The organism is Salinisphaera sp. T31B1, assembly GCF_040361275.1.
Classification (GTDB): domain Bacteria; phylum Pseudomonadota; class Gammaproteobacteria; order Nevskiales; family Salinisphaeraceae; genus Salinisphaera.
In genome coordinates this window covers 532,863-549,289 of sequence record NZ_APNH01000003.1, presented here as the reverse complement: position 1 = coordinate 549,289, position 16,427 = coordinate 532,863, and the positions used below count along the sequence as shown (strand labels likewise).

13 protein-coding genes are annotated in these 16,427 nt (G+C 64.7%); 8 read left to right on the top strand and 5 right to left on the bottom strand.

From position 1 onward, the window contains the following. The first annotated feature begins 9 nt into the window (after nucleotides 1–9). From hemL to T31B1_RS13975, 7 genes are all read left to right on the top strand, one after another. Complete coding sequence (gene hemL / locus T31B1_RS14005; RefSeq protein WP_353250131.1) at nucleotides 10–1,335, top strand: glutamate-1-semialdehyde 2,1-aminomutase; 1,326 nt, start codon at nucleotides 10–12, stop codon at nucleotides 1,333–1,335. Nucleotides 1,336–1,406: 71 nt separating this feature from the next. Next, nucleotides 1,407–3,446, top strand: coding sequence for a VTT domain-containing protein (locus tag T31B1_RS14000; RefSeq protein ID WP_353250130.1), 2,040 nt, complete (start codon nucleotides 1,407–1,409; stop codon nucleotides 3,444–3,446). A 93-nt stretch (nucleotides 3,447–3,539) separates the two neighbouring features. Continuing rightward, nucleotides 3,540–4,517, top strand: a complete 978-nt coding sequence (gene ftsY / locus T31B1_RS13995; protein ID WP_353250129.1) for a signal recognition particle-docking protein FtsY — start codon at nucleotides 3,540–3,542, stop codon at nucleotides 4,515–4,517. Between the two features lie 3 nt (nucleotides 4,518–4,520). Further along, nucleotides 4,521–5,192, top strand: a complete 672-nt coding sequence (gene ftsE / locus T31B1_RS13990) for a cell division ATP-binding protein FtsE (RefSeq protein ID WP_353250128.1) — start codon at nucleotides 4,521–4,523, stop codon at nucleotides 5,190–5,192. A gap of 41 nt (nucleotides 5,193–5,233) precedes the next feature. Next, a complete protein-coding gene (gene ftsX, locus T31B1_RS13985; RefSeq protein WP_353250127.1) occupies nucleotides 5,234–6,250 on the top strand; it encodes a permease-like cell division protein FtsX in 1,017 nt (338 codons plus the stop codon). A gap of 168 nt (nucleotides 6,251–6,418) precedes the next feature. Continuing rightward, nucleotides 6,419–7,294, top strand: coding sequence for an RNA polymerase sigma factor RpoH (gene rpoH / locus T31B1_RS13980; protein ID WP_353250126.1), 876 nt, complete (start codon nucleotides 6,419–6,421; stop codon nucleotides 7,292–7,294). 41 nt (nucleotides 7,295–7,335) lie between these two features. Beyond that, nucleotides 7,336–8,931 carry an OpgD/OpgG family glucan biosynthesis protein gene (locus tag T31B1_RS13975; protein WP_353250125.1) on the top strand — a complete coding sequence of 532 codons (1,596 nt, stop codon included), beginning with the start codon at nucleotides 7,336–7,338 and terminating at the stop codon, nucleotides 8,929–8,931. Here T31B1_RS13975 and T31B1_RS13970 read toward each other — a convergent pair. The 4 genes from T31B1_RS13970 to T31B1_RS13955 form a co-directional block, all read right to left on the bottom strand. Then, nucleotides 8,928–12,386 carry a mechanosensitive ion channel domain-containing protein gene (locus T31B1_RS13970; RefSeq protein ID WP_353250124.1) on the bottom strand — a complete coding sequence of 1,153 codons (3,459 nt, stop codon included), beginning with the start codon at nucleotides 12,384–12,386 and terminating at the stop codon, nucleotides 8,928–8,930. The genes T31B1_RS13975 and T31B1_RS13970 overlap by 4 nt on opposite strands. Before the next feature lie 115 nt (nucleotides 12,387–12,501). Beyond that, nucleotides 12,502–12,801, bottom strand: a complete 300-nt coding sequence (locus tag T31B1_RS13965) for a hypothetical protein (protein ID WP_353250123.1) — start codon at nucleotides 12,799–12,801, stop codon at nucleotides 12,502–12,504. Next, a complete protein-coding gene (locus T31B1_RS13960) occupies nucleotides 12,785–13,903 on the bottom strand; it encodes a fatty acid desaturase family protein (protein ID WP_353250122.1) in 1,119 nt (372 codons plus the stop codon). Before T31B1_RS13960 ends, T31B1_RS13965 begins: the two co-directional genes overlap by 17 nt. A gap of 55 nt (nucleotides 13,904–13,958) precedes the next feature. Then, nucleotides 13,959–15,020 (bottom strand): ferredoxin reductase, encoded by a 1,062-nt coding sequence (locus T31B1_RS13955; protein ID WP_353250121.1) that lies wholly within the window; start codon nucleotides 15,018–15,020, stop codon nucleotides 13,959–13,961. A 166-nt stretch (nucleotides 15,021–15,186) separates the two neighbouring features. Here T31B1_RS13955 and T31B1_RS13950 point away from each other — a divergent pair, with 166 nt between their 5' ends. Beyond that, nucleotides 15,187–15,888 carry a TetR family transcriptional regulator gene (locus T31B1_RS13950; protein WP_353250120.1) on the top strand — a complete coding sequence of 234 codons (702 nt, stop codon included), beginning with the start codon at nucleotides 15,187–15,189 and terminating at the stop codon, nucleotides 15,886–15,888. A gap of 30 nt (nucleotides 15,889–15,918) precedes the next feature. Here T31B1_RS13950 and T31B1_RS13945 read toward each other — a convergent pair whose 3' ends face one another. Beyond that, the gene (locus T31B1_RS13945) at nucleotides 15,919–16,404 is read right to left on the bottom strand and encodes a DUF2059 domain-containing protein (protein WP_353250119.1); all 486 of its coding nucleotides are present in this window, start codon (nucleotides 16,402–16,404) and stop codon (nucleotides 15,919–15,921) included. Nucleotides 16,405–16,427: the final 23 nt, after the last annotated feature.

Here is a 16,427-nt window from a genome sequence, read left to right as displayed (position 1 = left end):
GAGTCTTCAATGAGCGCATCCGACCGCAGCCCACACCAGCGTCCCGGCCCCAAGTCGGCCGAATGGTTTGCGCGCGCCGCCCGGACCATCCCCGGCGGCGTCAATTCGCCGGTGCGCGCGTTCAACGGGGTCGGTGGCACGCCGGCGTTCATCGACCACGCACGCGGGGCCTATATATATGATGTAGATGGCAACGAATACGTCGACTATGTCGGCTCGTTCGGGCCGATGATCCTAGGCCACGCGGATCCGGCCGTGGTCGAGGCCGTGCAGAAGCAGGCGGCCAAGGGCCTGTCCTTCGGCGCGCCCACCGGCCTTGAGACCGAACTCGCCGAAATCGTATGCGACATGGTGGACTCGATCGAGTCGATCCGCATGGTCAACTCCGGTACCGAAGCGGCGATGACCGCCCTGCGCCTGGCGCGCGGTTATACCGGCCGCAAGAAAGTGATCAAATTCGGCGGCAACTATCACGGCCATGTCGATGCGCTGCTGGTCAACGCCGGCTCCGGCACGCTCACGCTCGGCATTCCCGGCTCCCCCGGGGTGCCGGAAGCGGTCGTCGCCGATACGCTGGTAGCCACCTACAACGATCTGGACTCGGTCGCCGAGGCGTTCGAAGCGCACGGCGATGAGGTCGCCTGTGTCATGGTCGAGCCGGTCGCCGGTAACATGAACTGCGTGCCGCCCGTCGACGGCTTCCTGCAGGGCCTTCGCGATCTGTGCGATCGCTACGGTGCGCTGCTGATCTTCGACGAGGTGATGACCGGCTTTCGCGTTCATCCGGGTTGTGCGCAGGCACATTACGATGTGCGTCCCGACGTAACCGCGCTGGGCAAGATCGTGGGCGGCGGGATGCCGGTCGGCGCGGTCGGCGGTGCGCGCAATGTCATGGAGACGCTGGCCCCGACCGGTCCGGTATATCAGGCTGGCACGTTGTCCGGTCATCCACTGGGCATGGCCGCCGGCATCGCCACGCTAGGCCAGCTCCGCGACGGCCGCGTTCATGCACAGATCGAACCGCAGCTGGACGCCCTGCTGGCCGGGCTCGACGAACGCGCCCAGCGCCATGGCATTCCGTTCATGACCCAGCGTGTGGGGGCGATGTTCGGCATGTTCTTCACGACAGCCGATCGCGTGAGCCGGTTCGACGAGGTCGCAGCCTGCGACACTGCTGCCTTCAGCGACTTCTTCCACCACATGCTCGATCACGGTGTATATCTGGCGCCGTCGGCCTTCGAGGCCGCGTTCATCTCGCGCGCCCATGACGATACCGCGATCCAGCGCACGCTGGATGCCGCCGACTCGGCGTTCGCCGCCCTGGCTCGCCGCTGAGCGAGCCGGGCACGCGTACGTTGGTCGATCGATCGTGACTGCCCACCGCCCTGCCCCGACCGACCTGGCCAATGGGGCATAACCTGCTCGACCTCCTGCTGAACTGGGTCGGCGCCCACCCCTGGGCCGCGCTCGCCCTGGTGTTCGCCGTCGCCGTGGGCGAATCGCTGTTCATATTCGGCCTGCTTGTGCCCGGCGCGCTGTTCATGTTCGCCTTCGGCGCCCTCATCGGCGCCGACGCCCTTCCCCTGGCGGGAACCTTCGTCGTGGCCATCGCGGGCACACTGCTCGGCGATACCACCAGCTATCTGCTGGGGCGGCGCTATCGCGGTCGGCTGCAGGCGCTGCCAGGGTTTTCCCGTGCGCCCCAGCTGGTCGCGCGCGGCGAGAGCTTTCTGGCCCGCCACGGCGGCAAGGCCATCGTGCTCGGTCGACTGATCGGGGCGCTGCGGCCGATCGTGCCGACCGTCGCCGGCGCGGCGGGCCTGTCACCGATGCGCTTTGCGTTGATGGATATTCTCGCGACCGCGATCTGGGCGCCCTGCTACATCCTGCCCGGCGTGGTGTTCGGCGCATCACTGGATCTGGCAGCCCAGGTCGCCACCCGGCTGGCGGTGCTGCTGATCATCGTGGTGGCCATCGTGTGGCTGACCACGATTGCGGCTCGCTATGCCCTGGCGGCCGGGCGCGTGTTTGCTCGCCGTCACGCCGAACGGCTGCTCGTGTGGAGCCGGCGCCACCGCCGGCTGGGGCTGCTCGGGCCGGCACTGGCCGACCCGCGCCAGCCCGAGCTGCCCGCGCTGGCCGTGGCGGCGATGCTGCTGATGAGCCTGACCGGACTGGCCTATCTGCTGGTCTGGGGGTGGCGCGCGCCGGTGTTCCCGCTGCGCTTCGACGCGTTGACCTTCTACCTGAGCCAGGGGCTGCACACCCCGCTGTCCGACGGTGTGGCCCGAGTCCTGGCCGAACTCGGCTCGCCGCTGATCTATCTGCCGTTCGCGGGCGTAATCGCCGCCCTGCTGGCCATCATGGGGAATCGGCGGGCGGCCGGCCACTGGGTCGCCGCCGTCGTCTTCTCGTCGCTGGTCACGTTGATCCTGCGCGCGTGGCTGGCGATTCCGCCGCCGCTGGCTTTCTTCAGCGGCACGGCGGCCGACCCGTTATTCCTGGCCGGCGGCGGCCAGGATCTCATCCTCTGCGCCACCGTGTACGGCCTGGCCGGCGTGATTCTTGCCTCGCGCCGTCCCAGCGGCGTCCGCCCCTACTATTATTCTGCAACGGTGGCGGGCGTGGTGCTGATCGCGCTGGCGCGTCTTTATCTCGGGCTGGACTGGGCCAGCGACCTGATCATCGGACTGAGCAGTGCCTTCATCTGGCTGAACATGCTGGTGCTCAGTTATCGACGCCAGCATCCACGACCGGTCCGCGGCAAGCCTGTACTGGTGGTGCTGGCCGGCTGCATGGTGATCGCCCTGCTGATGACGCTGCGTCCGGACCAGGCACCCAGACCGATGCCAACGGCGCGCCAGAGCAGTACCACGCAGCCAGTGGTCGACTGGGCCGAAGGCGGCTATCGGCAGCTCGATCAACGCATCAAGGACATCGCCGGCCGCAACGGCGCACCGCTGAACCTGCAGGCCGCGGGTTCGGCCGATGCGCTGCGCCGGCTGCTGGCCGAGGCCGGCTGGCGGGTGCCGCCGGCGCTGGGAGCGGGCCAGCCGCTGCGCTGGCTTGTGCCGGACAGCCCGATCGCCGTGCTGGCCGTGTTGCCGCGCGTCCACGACGGGCGGCCGGCTGCGATCACACTCGTGCACGACGGCCAGGCTACCAATGAGCGCTGGGTGGTACGGCTCTGGTCGACCGACAAGGTCACCGCGCGTCGCAACTTGCCGCTGTGGGTCGGTATCGCCGATGCTCAGATCGTCCATCATCGGCTGCACCTGCTGACCACCGCCGCGGATGCGCGTCGCTACGGCGACGGGGCGCGGCGATTGTCGGCGACGCTGGCCAGTGGGCCGGGCGGCCAGCGCGTGGTCGACCACGACGGCGTACAGCGCCTGCTGTTCTGGCCCCCGCGCGAGGACGTCGATGCTAAAGTAGCGCCCGACTGAGCGACGCCAGCCGAGCCGTCGCGGCGATCGCCGCGGCCGGCGCCGCCGAGCGCGCCGCCAGATGTCTTTTTCCAACCGCAGCACTCCACCGCCATGGCCAAGGTCGATAATCCAGAGCGCGGCAGCTCGCGCAAGCCCTCCAAGCTCAAGCAACCGGGTTTTTTCACCCGCATGCGGGCCAGCCTCAACAAGGGCGACTCCTGGCTGACCTACGATCTGCGCAACCTGCTGCCTGGCGAAACCGTCGACCAGGACGCCCTCGACGAACTCGAAACCCAGCTGCTGCTGGCCGACGTCGGGGTCGAGGCCACAGGCCAGGTGATGAACCGTCTCCAGATCATGTTCGACGGCGGCCGGCTGCGCACGAACAAGGATCTGGGCCGCGCCCTGCGCGAGCATCTGGGCGATATTCTGGCGCCGTGCGAACAGCCGCTCGATATTCCTGAACGCGATACGCCGTTCGTGATCCTCATGGTCGGCGTCAACGGCGTGGGCAAGACCACGACTATCGGCAAGCTCGCCAAGAAGTTTCAGGATGCCGGTCAGTCGGTGATGCTGGCTGCCGGCGATACGTTCCGCGCAGCTGCGGTCGAGCAGTTGCAGGGGTGGGGTGAGCGCAACCATGTGCCCGTCGTTGCCCAGGGCAGCGGTGCGGATTCGGCTTCGGTGGTCTTCGATGCATTTGCCCGGGCCAAGGCCCGCGGTATCGATGTACTGATCGCCGATACCGCCGGCCGGCTGCATACCCAGGGCCATCTGATGGACGAACTCAAGAAGATCAAGCGGGTGCTGGGCAAACAGGATGACACGGCGCCGCACGAGATCATGCTGGTGGTCGATGCGACCACCGGCGGCAACGCGCTGCAGCAGGCGGTGGCCTTCAACGAGGCCGTCGGCGTGACCGGCATCACGGTCACCAAGCTCGACGGCACGGCGGCCGGGGGCATCGTGTTCGCTATCGCCAAGACCCTGGGGTTGCCGTTGCGCTTCATTGGCGTGGGCGAGTCGGTCGAAGACCTCGGCGTGTTCGAGGCAGAGAACTTTATGGATGCATTGTTCAAGCGCGGCTGACGGATGAGCCAGCCGACCAGCGATATCGTCGCGTTCAAGGACGTCGTCAAGCGCTACCCGGGGGGCAAGATCGCCCTGGAAGGCGTCTCGTTGCGCCTGGCACGCGGCGAGATGGCGTTCCTTACCGGCCACTCCGGTGCCGGCAAGTCGACGCTGATGAAGCTCATCGGCCTGATCGAACGCCCGACACGCGGCCAGGTGATCATCAACGGCACCAACCTCGCCCAGGTCAAACGACGTCAGATCCCGCGCTATCGACAGCGGCTGGGTCTGATCTTCCAGAACTACAACCTGCTGTTCGACCGGACCGTATTCGATAACGTCGCCCTGCCATTGGTTATCCGCGGGGTCGGCCATAGTGACATCGCGCGGCGCGTACGCGCCGCGCTGGATACGGTCGGTCTGCTGTCGCACGAGCGCAAGTTCCCGATCACGTTGTCGGGCGGAGAACAACAACGCGTGGGTATCGCGCGGGCGGTCGTCGATCGCCCCTATCTGATTCTCGCCGACGAGCCGACGGGCAATCTCGATCCGGCCCTGTCGGCCGACATCATGCGCCTGTTCACACGCCTTAACGAGGCCGGCACGAGCGTGATGATCTCCACTCATGCCATCGATCTGGTCGAGCGCATGGGCCATCGCCGGATCGCACTCGATCACGGCCAGCTGCGCTGATGCCGGCCCGACCGCCAGAGCGTCGATCCGAACGTGGCAAGGTGCGGGCGAGCCGTCAGTCGCACGCCGCCCGGACCGACCGTGCCCGCAGCAATACAGCGGGCACCGGGTCCGTCCGGGCGGCCGACAAGCCACGCGCGGTCTCGGCACAGAACTGGCTCGGCTCGCATGCACGCTGCCTGATCGAAAGTCTCGGGCGGCTGCATCGGCGGTGGCTTGCCAGCCTGCTGACCGCGCTGGTGATCGGCATCGCGCTGGCTTTGCCCACGGGCCTGTATGTTCTGGTCGACAACCTGCAGTCGTTGTCCGATGGCTGGCAACGCGCGGCCCAGGCGTCGCTGTACCTGGCCGACGGCACGAGCACCGCTGACGGGCGCGCCCTGGCCGATCGTATCGCGGCCCAGGACGACGTCGAGTCCACGCGCTTCGTATCCGCAGACGAGGGACTCGCCGATTTCCGTCAGGCCTCAGGCTTTGGCACCGCACTCGATGCACTGGCCGATAACCCGTTGCCTGCCGTGATCGTGATCACGCCTCGCCCGGGACTGCCCAAGGCCGCCGTGAGCGAACTCGTCGAACGCCTGGGCCACGATTCGATGGTGGCACGGGCAGAGCTCGACCAGGCCTGGCTTTCACGTCTGTATGCGATCGTGTCGCTCATTCAGCGGGCAGCCTGGGTGATCGGGCTGCTGCTCTCGGCGGCCGTGCTGTTCATCGTCGGCAATACCATCCGTCTGGATATCGAGAACCGGCGCGAGGAAATCGAAGTGATGAAGCTGCTGGGCGCCAGCGATGCGTTCATCCGGCGGCCGTTTCTCTATTCCGGCTTCTGGTATGGACTGATCGGTGCCGTGTTCGCCCTGATCCTGCTGGCCGGCTGCTTCATCGGCCTGACTGGCCCGCTATCCGAGCTGGTCCGCTCCTATGATGGCGCACTGAGCATCCACGGGCTGGGATTTCTCGGCGTACTGAGCGTGCTGGCCGTCGGTATCGGGCTGGGATGGATCGGGTGCGTGATCACCGTCAACCGCCGTCTGGCCGATATCGAACCGAAATAGCCCCTGCCTAAACTGTCGATACGCACAAATCAACGGCCGCGACATCGATAGTCGGAACTTGTCGTGTTCTACTGTGTCCTACAAGCATCGCTATCGAGCGAACGCCCGGACCCCCGATATTTGTTAGAATGGGGGCATTAGGCAAAAGTCCCAAGGAGGCTTTGCGACATGGCTAACGATATTTCTCTGTCACCGGCTCGGATGAATCTGCCCAACCTCGCATCGGGCAGCATCGAATCCTATCTGCAGGCAGTATCCAGCATTCCGGTGCTGGACGTGGATGCCGAGCAGACGCTGGCCCGCAAGCTGCGCGATGAAGACGACATTCAGGCGGCCCAGAAGCTCATTCTGTCCAATCTCCGCTTTGTCGTGCACGTGGCACGCGGTTATTCAGGCTACGGTCTACCCCTGGCCGATCTGGTCCAGGAAGGCAATATCGGCTTGATGAAGGCCGTCAAGCGATTCGATCCGGATGTCGGCGTACGCCTGATCTCGTTCGCGGTTCACTGGATCCGGGCCGAAATCCACGAGTTCATCCTGCGCAACTGGCGGATCGTCAAGGTCGCCACGACCAAGGCGCAGCGCAAGCTGTTCTTCAACCTGCGCAGCTCGAAAAAACGTCTGGGCTGGATGAACAACAAGGAGGTCGAGACTGTTGCCGGTGATCTGGGCGTCAAGCCCGAGACTGTGCTCCAAATGGAGCGCCGGCTGTCGGGCGGCGACACCTCGTACAACGCCCTGCCCGGCGCATCCGACGAAGACAGCTACGCGCCGGAGGATTACCTGTCGGCCGAGGACGGCTACGATCCCGCCAACGATATCGAAAATGGCGATTGGCAGACCTATCAGCATGCCAATCTGACGCGCGCTATGACCGGCCTGGATGATCGCAGCCGGGATATTCTCGAATCCCGCTGGCTTCGTGAAGACGGCAAGATCGGGCTGCAGGAGTTGGGCGACAAGTACAGCGTATCCGCCGAGCGGATCCGTCAGCTGGAAGTCGCGGCGATCAAGAAATTGCGCGGGGCAATGGTAGCTGCCTGACGAACTGCTGGCCGGCTTGAACTCCGGCCGACGTTCAAGCCATGACGATCGATCGCGGTAGACGACGCCTGCTTGTGTCGACAACGGCACTGGCGGGCGTTTCTGCGTTTGCGTCCTGGCCGCCGCTGGCCTGCGCCGCGCGCCTGACCGACGCCAGCGAGGCCTTCGATTTCGATCAGATCATCGATCGCGCCCGAAAAGCGGCGACACGGCCATACGACAAGCCCGAGCCGCGTCACACCAAGCTGCTCGACGAACTCGGTTACGACGCGTTCATGGGCATTCACAGCCGCACATCGCAGGCGCTCTGGGCCGGCGAAAAGCAGCCCTTCGCGGTGGAATTCTTTCATCTCGACCAGAACGCACGCGACGCGGTGAACATCCACGTCGTGGCCAACGGCCGATCGCGCCGCGTGCGATACCAACCGTCGCTGTTCCGCTACGACGATCCCGGTGTGAAGGAGCGGCTGCCCGAGGATCTCGGCTTCGCCGGATTCCGGCTGATCGATCAGCGGAGCGACGGCCTCGAATGGCTCGCCTTCAAGGGCGCAAGTTATTTTCGCAGTCCGGGCTCTCTCAACCAGTATGGCCTGTCGGCGCGCGGTATCGCCATCGACACCGGCTATGGCGACGGCGAACAGTTTCCGCGTTTCAGCGACTACTGGCTGGTCAAACCCGAGGCGGGCGACGAGTCAATCACGCTCTATGCCCTTCTGACTGGCGAAAACATCACCGGCGCCTACCGTATGGTCTGCAGCCGCCCCGGCGAAGTGATCATGGATATCCAGGCGCATCTGTTCCAGCGCACGCCGGTGCGCCGATTGGGCGTGGCCCCGTTGACGAGCATGTTCTGGTTCTCGGAGACCAACGCGCGGGTGGGCACCGACTGGCGGCCTGAAGTGCACGACAGCGACGGGCTTGCCATTCATACCGGTAAGGGCCAGCGTATCTGGCGTGCGTTGGCCAACCCGCCGCGTACGCACTACAGCGCATTCAGCGACCAGGGCCCCCGTGGCTTCGGACTGATCCAGCGGGATCGCATGTTCGATCATTATCAGGATCCCGATGTCGGCTTCGAACGACGGCCCAGTCTCTGGGTGGAGCCCAACGGCGACTGGGGCAAGGGCCATATCGGCCTGCTCGAGCTACCGACCAACGAAGAGATCTACGACAACGTCAATGCCTTTTGGGTCCCCAACGGGAGCGAATCGGCGGGTACCGCCTGGCAGTTCGACTATCGCCTGCTATGGACCGACCGGGCCCCCTTCCCGGCCGGCATGGCACGCGCGGTGGCAACGCGCACAGGACGCGCCGGCGAGCCGGGCACCTATGATCAGCAGGCGCCGACGGCACGCAAGTTCGTGGTCGAGTTCGACGGCGGTGCCCTGGGGCGTCTGCAGGCCGAGGCCAAACCGTCTATCCATGTCGAGGCCAGTCACGGCCGTATTGTCAATCCGTATCTGTCGAAGATCACCGACAGCACGCGCTGGCATGCGTTCTTCGACTGGACCGGATCAGCCCCGGCCGACGATCAGCCGGTAGAACTACGCTGTTATATCGCGCACGACGGCACCACCCTGACCGAAACCTGGACCTACGCCTACTTTCCCGAGCCCTTGCCGGGCCACGACGCCTAGCCGGGCGACGGCCGTTCGTCGGTCGTATCTGCGCGGGCGTCACGATCGCCCACGAACCGTCCCAGACTGTCGTCGACCGAACGCAGGTGCAGATCCCGCTGCGGGAACGACACCACCACGTCGTTACGGGAGAACGCGGCATGTATGCCCTTGTACAGGGCATGCTGTAGCGGCAGCAGGTTATACAGGTCGTGATAGAAAACGCGGGCTTCGTAGAGAATCGCGCTGTCGTCATAACCGACGAAGAACACCGAAGGCGCCGGCGTCTCCAGAGCGACCGGCTCGGCGCGGATCACATCCATGATCAGCTTTTCGGCGAGTTCCGTGTCGGTATCCAGCGCCAGGTGAACCTTGACGATCAGACGCGTGATGTCGTCGGTCAGCGTCCAGTTGATCACGGTTTCGGTGATGAACGTCTTGTTCGGAATCACCACTTCTTTGTTGTCCCAGTCGGTGACCGTGGTCGCACGGATACGAATGCGTGACACCGTGCCCGTGAGCGTGCCCACTGTGACCGTATCGCCCACCCGGACCGGGCGTTCGAACAGGATCACGATACCCGAGACGAAATTGGCGAAGATCTCCTGCAGGCCGAAACCCAGACCGACACCCACGGCAGCCACCAGCCACTGGATCGAGCCCCAGCGGAGCCCGATCAGATTCACCGAGATCAACAGGCCCACGATCACGATTGCATACTGGAACAGCGTGGCCATGGCATAACGACTGCCCGAGTCCATGGAAAAGCGCCGAAGGACCGTGATCTCCAGAAACCCGGGCAGATTGCGTCCGGCCAGCGCGGTGACCACACCCACGGCCAGTGCCAGCAATACGGCGCCCAGGGTCACGCTGGTCAGCTGGGTCTTGCCATCGATTTCGTCGGTGTGCTGCCAGAGGGTGACGTTGTCCAGCAACTGCAACGCCGGCAGCGTGTCCGACCAGATCAGCCACAGACCGGCTCCGATCAGCAGCGCGATCACGACCTTGATCAGACCGCGGGTCTGTTCGCTGATCTGGACCAGATCGATTTCCAGCGTATCCAAGTTGTCCGGCGCGCCCTCGCCGGCCGCGGCCGCCGCCTCACGGCTGGCTCGGGCTTCGCGGGCCTCCTCACGCTTGCGCAGCGCGCGTGCAAAGGCCAGCCGTCGCTCGGCGACGGTCAGCCAGCGCACGATCAGGCTGTACAGGATCATGCAGCCGCCGAGCAGCCCGGCCGAGTAGAAAAAACGGCTCTGCAGCTGCAACGCGGTGTAGTAATAGCCGAACGCCGCCATGCCGGCGAGCACGATGGGCGCCCCCACCGCCAGCGGCAGCCAAAGATACCCCAACCGCCAGTGAGAACTGTCGTCGCTGCCCAGCACGTGCGACAGCACCCCACGGACCGGATGCAGCAAGCGCCAGAAAAACCCGGTGATAATCAATGAGAACAGCATGAAGGCGCCGCGCCCGATGGTCTCCCGCTTGGCATCGTCGTCGAAGGCCTCGGTGAACGTCACCAACAGGGTGGGAAGCACCAGCATGGCGAGCACCCAGCGCAGCAGTCTATGCAGCCCGCGACGGGCCTCATGTCCCCATTGGAAATGACTCTCGGCCAGACCGTACTTGCGACAGACCTGAGCGAAGGGCTCGATGAACAGCGTCAGAATACCCAGTTGTACCAGCACCGCTGCCACGGCTCGGGTAAAGGCGCTGGTGTCGCTGGCCTGGCCGACCAGATAACCGGCCAGCAGCAGGACGGCCACGACCGGCGTGGACAGCAGAATGGTGATCAGCAGCGCCCGCAGCGTGAGCCAGAAGGTATCGCGCCGGACGTTGCCCACCGGCTCGGCCAGGTGGCTGAGCCGTTCTCGCAACGGACGGCGTACCCAGACCAGCATCGCCAGCAGCACGGCGGCGATGGCAGTCACGAACGGCCGCTTGCCTACGCCTATGGCAAGCCCGCCCAGCGCGGCCTTCCAGGACAGCGGGTTCAATACCCAGGGCAGATCGCCCAGCACTCGCCCCGGCCAGCCCAGGTCGATGTGATCGAACGACGGCAGCCAGAACAATCGTTCGTCGAGCAGGCGGTTGAACGAGACCAACGTATCGTTGTACTGCTTCGACAACGAACGCAGATCGCGACCGATATCGATATAGCGACCCTGCGAATCAGTCAGCAGATCGATGATCTGGCGGCGACTGTCGATCAGCGATGTCAGCGATGCCAGTTCGCCGTCGTCAGCCTTGACACCGGATTCCTGGAGCATGCGGCGCGCGGTCTCGCGCGGATCGTCCAGCGCGACCCGCGACTGCTGCAGCTGAAAGCGCTGTAACTCGGCCGCGGCGATGTCCGGATCGCTGCTGCCGCTACCCAGGCCCGAAACCAGCGACGGTTTGGCCAGATCGCGACGCTGGGCACGCAGTACATCGCCCAGAGCGATCGAGCCGCCGCCGATCTCCAGCTGACGCTGGACCAGATTCAGTCGGCGCTGGATCTCTTCGACCCGCTCGCGTTCGCGCAGTTGCCGCTGGGCCAGGGCTTCGGTGCGATCAGTCAGCGTCGAGAGTTCGCCGGTCAATTCGACATTGCGCTGAGCGGCATCGGCGATCGGCTCGACGGCGGTACGCAGTTCGCTGAGCTTGTCGTGGCTTTGCTGTTCCAGAGCCTTGGCGGACTCGTTCTGACGCGAGCCCAGCGCTACCTGTACCGTTGCCAAGGCTTCGTTATCGCGACCGAGTCGCGCTTCAGCCAGGCCTCGGCGAGCCTCGAGCAGCCGCTCTCGGCTGTCCAGCCCGCTGAGTTCCTGTTGCAGTCGCTCGATTTCGGCCGTAAGTGCTTCACGCCGTGCCGACAGCAGCGCCCGCCGCGCTTCGGATACAACACTTGGCTGATCACTGTCGGCCGATGCCGCACTGTCGAGTGACTGCAGGGCGTCGCGTGCATCCAGCAATTCCTGGCGGGCCGCCTCGGGCCGCTGCGCCAGGCGTGTGAGCTGATCGCGCACATCCGAGAGACTGGCCTGGGTATCGGCCAGCTGCGAACTCAGGGTATCGGCCCGCTCGGCGAGTGAGGACGAAGATACACCGTCGAGCGATTCCGGGCTGGGTGGCGGCTCCAGTCCTGCAATTTCGGCCTTGATCCGGCGCAGATCGCCCGGCGCGTCGCTGGACTGTTCGCGCAGTGCCTGGGTCTGCGACTCGTCGCTCTTGGCCGCCTCGAGCGCAGAGATGGCCTGCTGGTAGATCTGGGTGGCGTGTTCACGTACCGCCGATTCGACATCGTCACGCGAGCCGAGCGCGTTGACGCGATCCTGTAGCTGGCTGATTCGGTCGCCGAGATCGCCGGCCTGACCCCCGCCGACCTGGGCAAGCGCGGGCGTACACAGCACGATCAGCGCCAGCCAGAGACAGGCTATCAGAGCGATGCCCGGGCGCCGGTCAATGATTCGAAGACGCTGAGACCTTATCGACGACACATGATTCCTAAGACCGAAGCGCTAGCGCGCCGATTCTAGCGTGCACGGGAAGAGCGCGCGAACCACCCGCTGGCCCGCCAAACGAGTGCCGGCCCCACGAGCGAGCAGCGGCCGGTCAGTCGTGATCGTCGGCAGCGCGTTTTTCAGCGTCGCGACGTGCCCGGGCGTCGTCGATGATCTCGAACACGTCGGTACCGAATTCCCCGATCTCGCGGTTGACCCCTCGAATCACGTCATAAATGTTCGCCCGTGAGCCAGGCGCAGTCGCGTCATCGGCACGCGGGCGACCGGTCAATCGCCGCGCCCGCTCACCGACATAACCGCCGATCAGCCGATGAACGTTCTCGACGCGCGAAGCCGCCGAATCGAGCGTCGACTCCGCCGAGTCCTTGAAGGTTTCAAGCAGCTTCAGCATAGACGGGTGCATGCACGGAAGACTCGTGACTCAGCGTAGTGCGTTTACGGCGATGCGGCAACGACATGCGCAGAATGCGTCGCACGACGCCGCCGAACTGCCGGCTCAGGGGCCCGGTATTGTAGTTCAGGCCGTAGCGCTCGCAGATCGCCTGTACACGGGGCGCAATCTCGCGATAGCGATGCGAGGGCATGTCCGGAAACAGGTGGTGCTCGATCTGGTAGCTCAGATGCCCCGACAGGATATGAAACGGCACGCTTCCACTCAGATTCGAAGAGCCCAGCAACTGACGCAGATACCACTGCCCGCGCGTTTCGTTGCTGGCCTCAGCCTGGTCGAACATTTCCACTTCGTCCGTGAAATGGCCACAGAAGATGATCAGGAACGACCAGACGTTGCGGGTCAGATTCGCGGTGTAGTTGCCGGTAAGCACGAAAGGTGCCATCGGGCCGGCGATCACCGGAAACAGTACATAGTCCTTGAGCAGCTGGCCGCGGACCTTGGCCCAGATCTGGCTGGCCTGGCTGCCGACCTCCGACCAGCTCTTGTCGCGGCCGATCCGTTCCCATTCCAGGTCGTGAAGGGCCACGCCCCACTGGAAATAGGCGGCCAGGACCAGGGCAATGCCCGGCTGCACGATGAAGCGCGGCTCCCAGGCCTGGTCTTCACTCATGCGCAGCACCGAGTACCCCAGATCGCGGTCGAGGTCCACGATATTGGTGAATGTGTGGTGCACATAGTTGTGTGAATGCTTCCACTGGTTCGATGGGCAGGTGTTGTCCCACTCATAAGTGGCCGAATCCAGCGCCGGATCGTTCATCCAGTCCCACTGGCCGTGCATGACGTTATGCCCGATTTCCATGTTCTCTAGAATCTTGGACAACGACAGCAGCGCCGTACCGGCCAGCCACGCCGGCGGCAGAATGCCGGCCATCAGTAAGGCGCGTCCGGCGACTTCGCTGGAGCGCTGGGTGCGCAGCACGCCGTGGATATAGCGGGCATCCCGTTCGCCGAGATCGTTCATGACCTCGTCGCGAATTGCGTCGAATTCTGCGCCGAAGGCTTCGACATCGGCGTCGGTCAGGTGGGTGGGTTTGCTCATGGCATCGTGTCCTCAACGCGCGGGGCGTTGTCGGTAGGTATGAAATACGGCCGGATCAGAGTTCGACCGTCACGTCGCCGGCGGCGGCGTGAATACACAACTGAATATCGGTGTCGCGTACGTCTCGGGTCCGGTTGGTCCGCAAGTCACGTACCCGGCCTTCGGCCACGCGACATTTGCATGCGTGACAGACACCCATGCGGCAACCGTAGGCCGGCTTCAAGCCTGCCCCCTCGGCGACTTCGAGCAGGGAGCCCTGCTCGCCGGAGGCGGCGATATCAGACCGGATAAAGCGTACGGCGCCCTCGCCATGCGCAACCTCACGGCGGGTGGCCGCAAACTGCTCTCGATAAAGCGGCGCCCGGCTTCGCGCGCCGATCGCCGCTTCGGCGACGTCCATGAACCCGGTCGGGCCGCAGACCCATGCGGTGCGCTGGTCGATATCCGGCACCATGGCCTCTAGCGCCTGCGCATCCAGACGCTGGCCGTCAGCAGCGGTGAAGACAGTCTTCAGCGACAGCCCGGAATGGCGCGCAGCCAGATCTTCGAGCTCGTCCGCGTAGATCATCTCGTCGCGGCTGCGCGCGTAGTGCACGAAGACCACCTCGCCGCACGCGCCGCGCGCGACCCAGTCGCGCAGCCATCCCATCACCGGTGTGATGCCACTACCGGCGCTGAGCAGCAGCGCACGGGCCGGCAGCGGGCCTTCGGGCACGAACGTGCCCTGGGCCGCGCTCAGATAGACGAGTTGCCCCCGCGCGGCGTGATCGACCAGAAAATTGCTCACACGGCCGTCGCCGTTGCGCTTGACGGTGATTTCGATGAGCGGCTCACCTGGCACGCTGACGATGGAAAAACAGCGGCTGTGCCGTGTGCCGTTTAAGTCAACGCCCAGCAACACATGCTGGCCGCTGAGATGACCGGCCCAGTTATCGTTGGGCTCGATCGACAGCGTGACGCTATCGGCAGTCTGACGTGCCACGCCGACCACACGGCCGCGCGGTTCGGACAGCGAGAGCCGGCGATCGATAAGAGACAGATAATCGTCGACGGAGAGCGGGCTGGCCATGGCGCCGACCAGCGAGCTGCTCAGCACTTTCTTGACCAGGGGTCTCATATCCGCTTCCTAGTGAATGTGAACATGTGTACACTTTAGCTATGGGGCAATCCCAAGTCAACACTTGTTCACATTCGACACCCGTGACGCGACTCGGCCGCCCGTCCTCGCCATTCCAGGCGGACACCGGAGCGGTTATCGTGCCTGACTGCCCTTCGAGATCGCCATGACCGCCACGCAAACGCCCATGACCCGAACGGCCGAACAGACGACGACCAAATCCCGCCGACGTGCGCCCCGTCGCGGCGAGGCGCGCGATGCACTCATGCAGGCCGCCTTGGAACTGGTGGCGACCGAAGCCAATTTCTCGGCGATTTCGCTGCGTCGAATTGCACGCGAAGCGGGCGTGGTGCCGACGGCGTTCTACCGGCACTTCGAGGATTTGGATGCACTCGGGCTGAGTCTGGTCGAACAGACGTTCAAGGCGCTGCGCGCCATACTCCAACAAGCGCAGCTGTCATCGCTGCCGCTCAAGGGGTTGGTTCGCTACTCGGTCGAGCTGTTCGCCCACCACGTCCGCGACAACCAGCTGTTGTTCCAGTTCGTCGTCAAGGAACGGTTTTCCGGTACGGTCGCCATGCGGGCTGCAATCCACGACGAGATTCGGCTGCTGATCAACGCCCTGGCCGACGATTTTTCCCGCTTCGACGAGTTCTCGCACATCTCGCGGAGTGACTTGCGAATGCTTGCCGATCTGGTGGTCAATACCGTGATCTCGCTGGCCGAACGCATCCTCGACGTCGATCCGGACAACGCCGAAGACAGCGCGTTGATGCTGCGCGCGGAGAAACAGCTGCGCCTGATCTTCATGGGCATCGGTCGCTGGGAGAGCCGCCCTGCCCCGGCTGGTACACGGCCGCCGTCCTGAGCCTGTGCGCCCGGTTCACACGACTGCGGCTCAGTTGGAATTCGACAGACGTGTCTGAACCCGGTCGATGATCTCGGGCACCAGTGACAAACCCCATTCACGACCCAGCGACAGCGACTCGGTAAGCAGCTGCGGCGATACGCGCACCAGCCTCTGGCCCAGCGGCGACTCGTAGAACGTCACCAGCTGATTAAGCTCAAAAATATTGAAGTGCTTTTCGTAGACCGGGTAAAGCACTGAGTACAGCGCATCTCCCGATTCGATTCGCTCGCGCACCACCGATGTCGCTTCCTGCCGGATCACCGCCATGGTCGCCGGGTCCAGATTCGGCTGGACGAACGCCACGGCGTTGGCCACGCGGTCGATGAACTGGCGTGAAAAGACCGCCTCCAGCTGGCTTGCGTCGGTAAGATTGACCAGCTCGCGGATGAGCGCGTCTTTCGAGGCCGTTGTGTCATCGGCCGGCCCACCGCCGGATTGCGCGAGTGCGCTTTGTCCCGCCAGCAACAGGGCCAAAATCAGCCCCGCCGCGAACCCGA

Excerpts from the sequence above, each read along its gene's own strand:
- hemL (WP_353250131.1), top strand. The coding sequence starts at position 10 with ATGAGCGCATCCGACCGCAGCCCACACCAGCGTCCCGGCCCCAAGTCG.
- T31B1_RS14000 (WP_353250130.1), top strand. The coding sequence starts at position 1,407 with ATGGGGCATAACCTGCTCGACCTCCTGCTGAACTGGGTCGGCGCCCAC.
- ftsY (WP_353250129.1), top strand. The coding sequence starts at position 3,540 with ATGGCCAAGGTCGATAATCCAGAGCGCGGCAGCTCGCGCAAGCCCTCC.
- ftsE (WP_353250128.1), top strand. The coding sequence starts at position 4,521 with ATGAGCCAGCCGACCAGCGATATCGTCGCGTTCAAGGACGTCGTCAAG.
- rpoH (WP_353250126.1), top strand. The coding sequence starts at position 6,419 with ATGGCTAACGATATTTCTCTGTCACCGGCTCGGATGAATCTGCCCAAC.
- T31B1_RS13975 (WP_353250125.1), top strand. The coding sequence starts at position 7,336 with ATGACGATCGATCGCGGTAGACGACGCCTGCTTGTGTCGACAACGGCA.
- T31B1_RS13965 (WP_353250123.1), bottom strand. The coding sequence starts at position 12,801 with ATGCTGAAGCTGCTTGAAACCTTCAAGGACTCGGCGGAGTCGACGCTC.
- T31B1_RS13960 (WP_353250122.1), bottom strand. The coding sequence starts at position 13,903 with ATGAGCAAACCCACCCACCTGACCGACGCCGATGTCGAAGCCTTCGGC.
- T31B1_RS13955 (WP_353250121.1), bottom strand. The coding sequence starts at position 15,020 with ATGAGACCCCTGGTCAAGAAAGTGCTGAGCAGCTCGCTGGTCGGCGCC.
- T31B1_RS13950 (WP_353250120.1), top strand. The coding sequence starts at position 15,187 with ATGACCGCCACGCAAACGCCCATGACCCGAACGGCCGAACAGACGACG.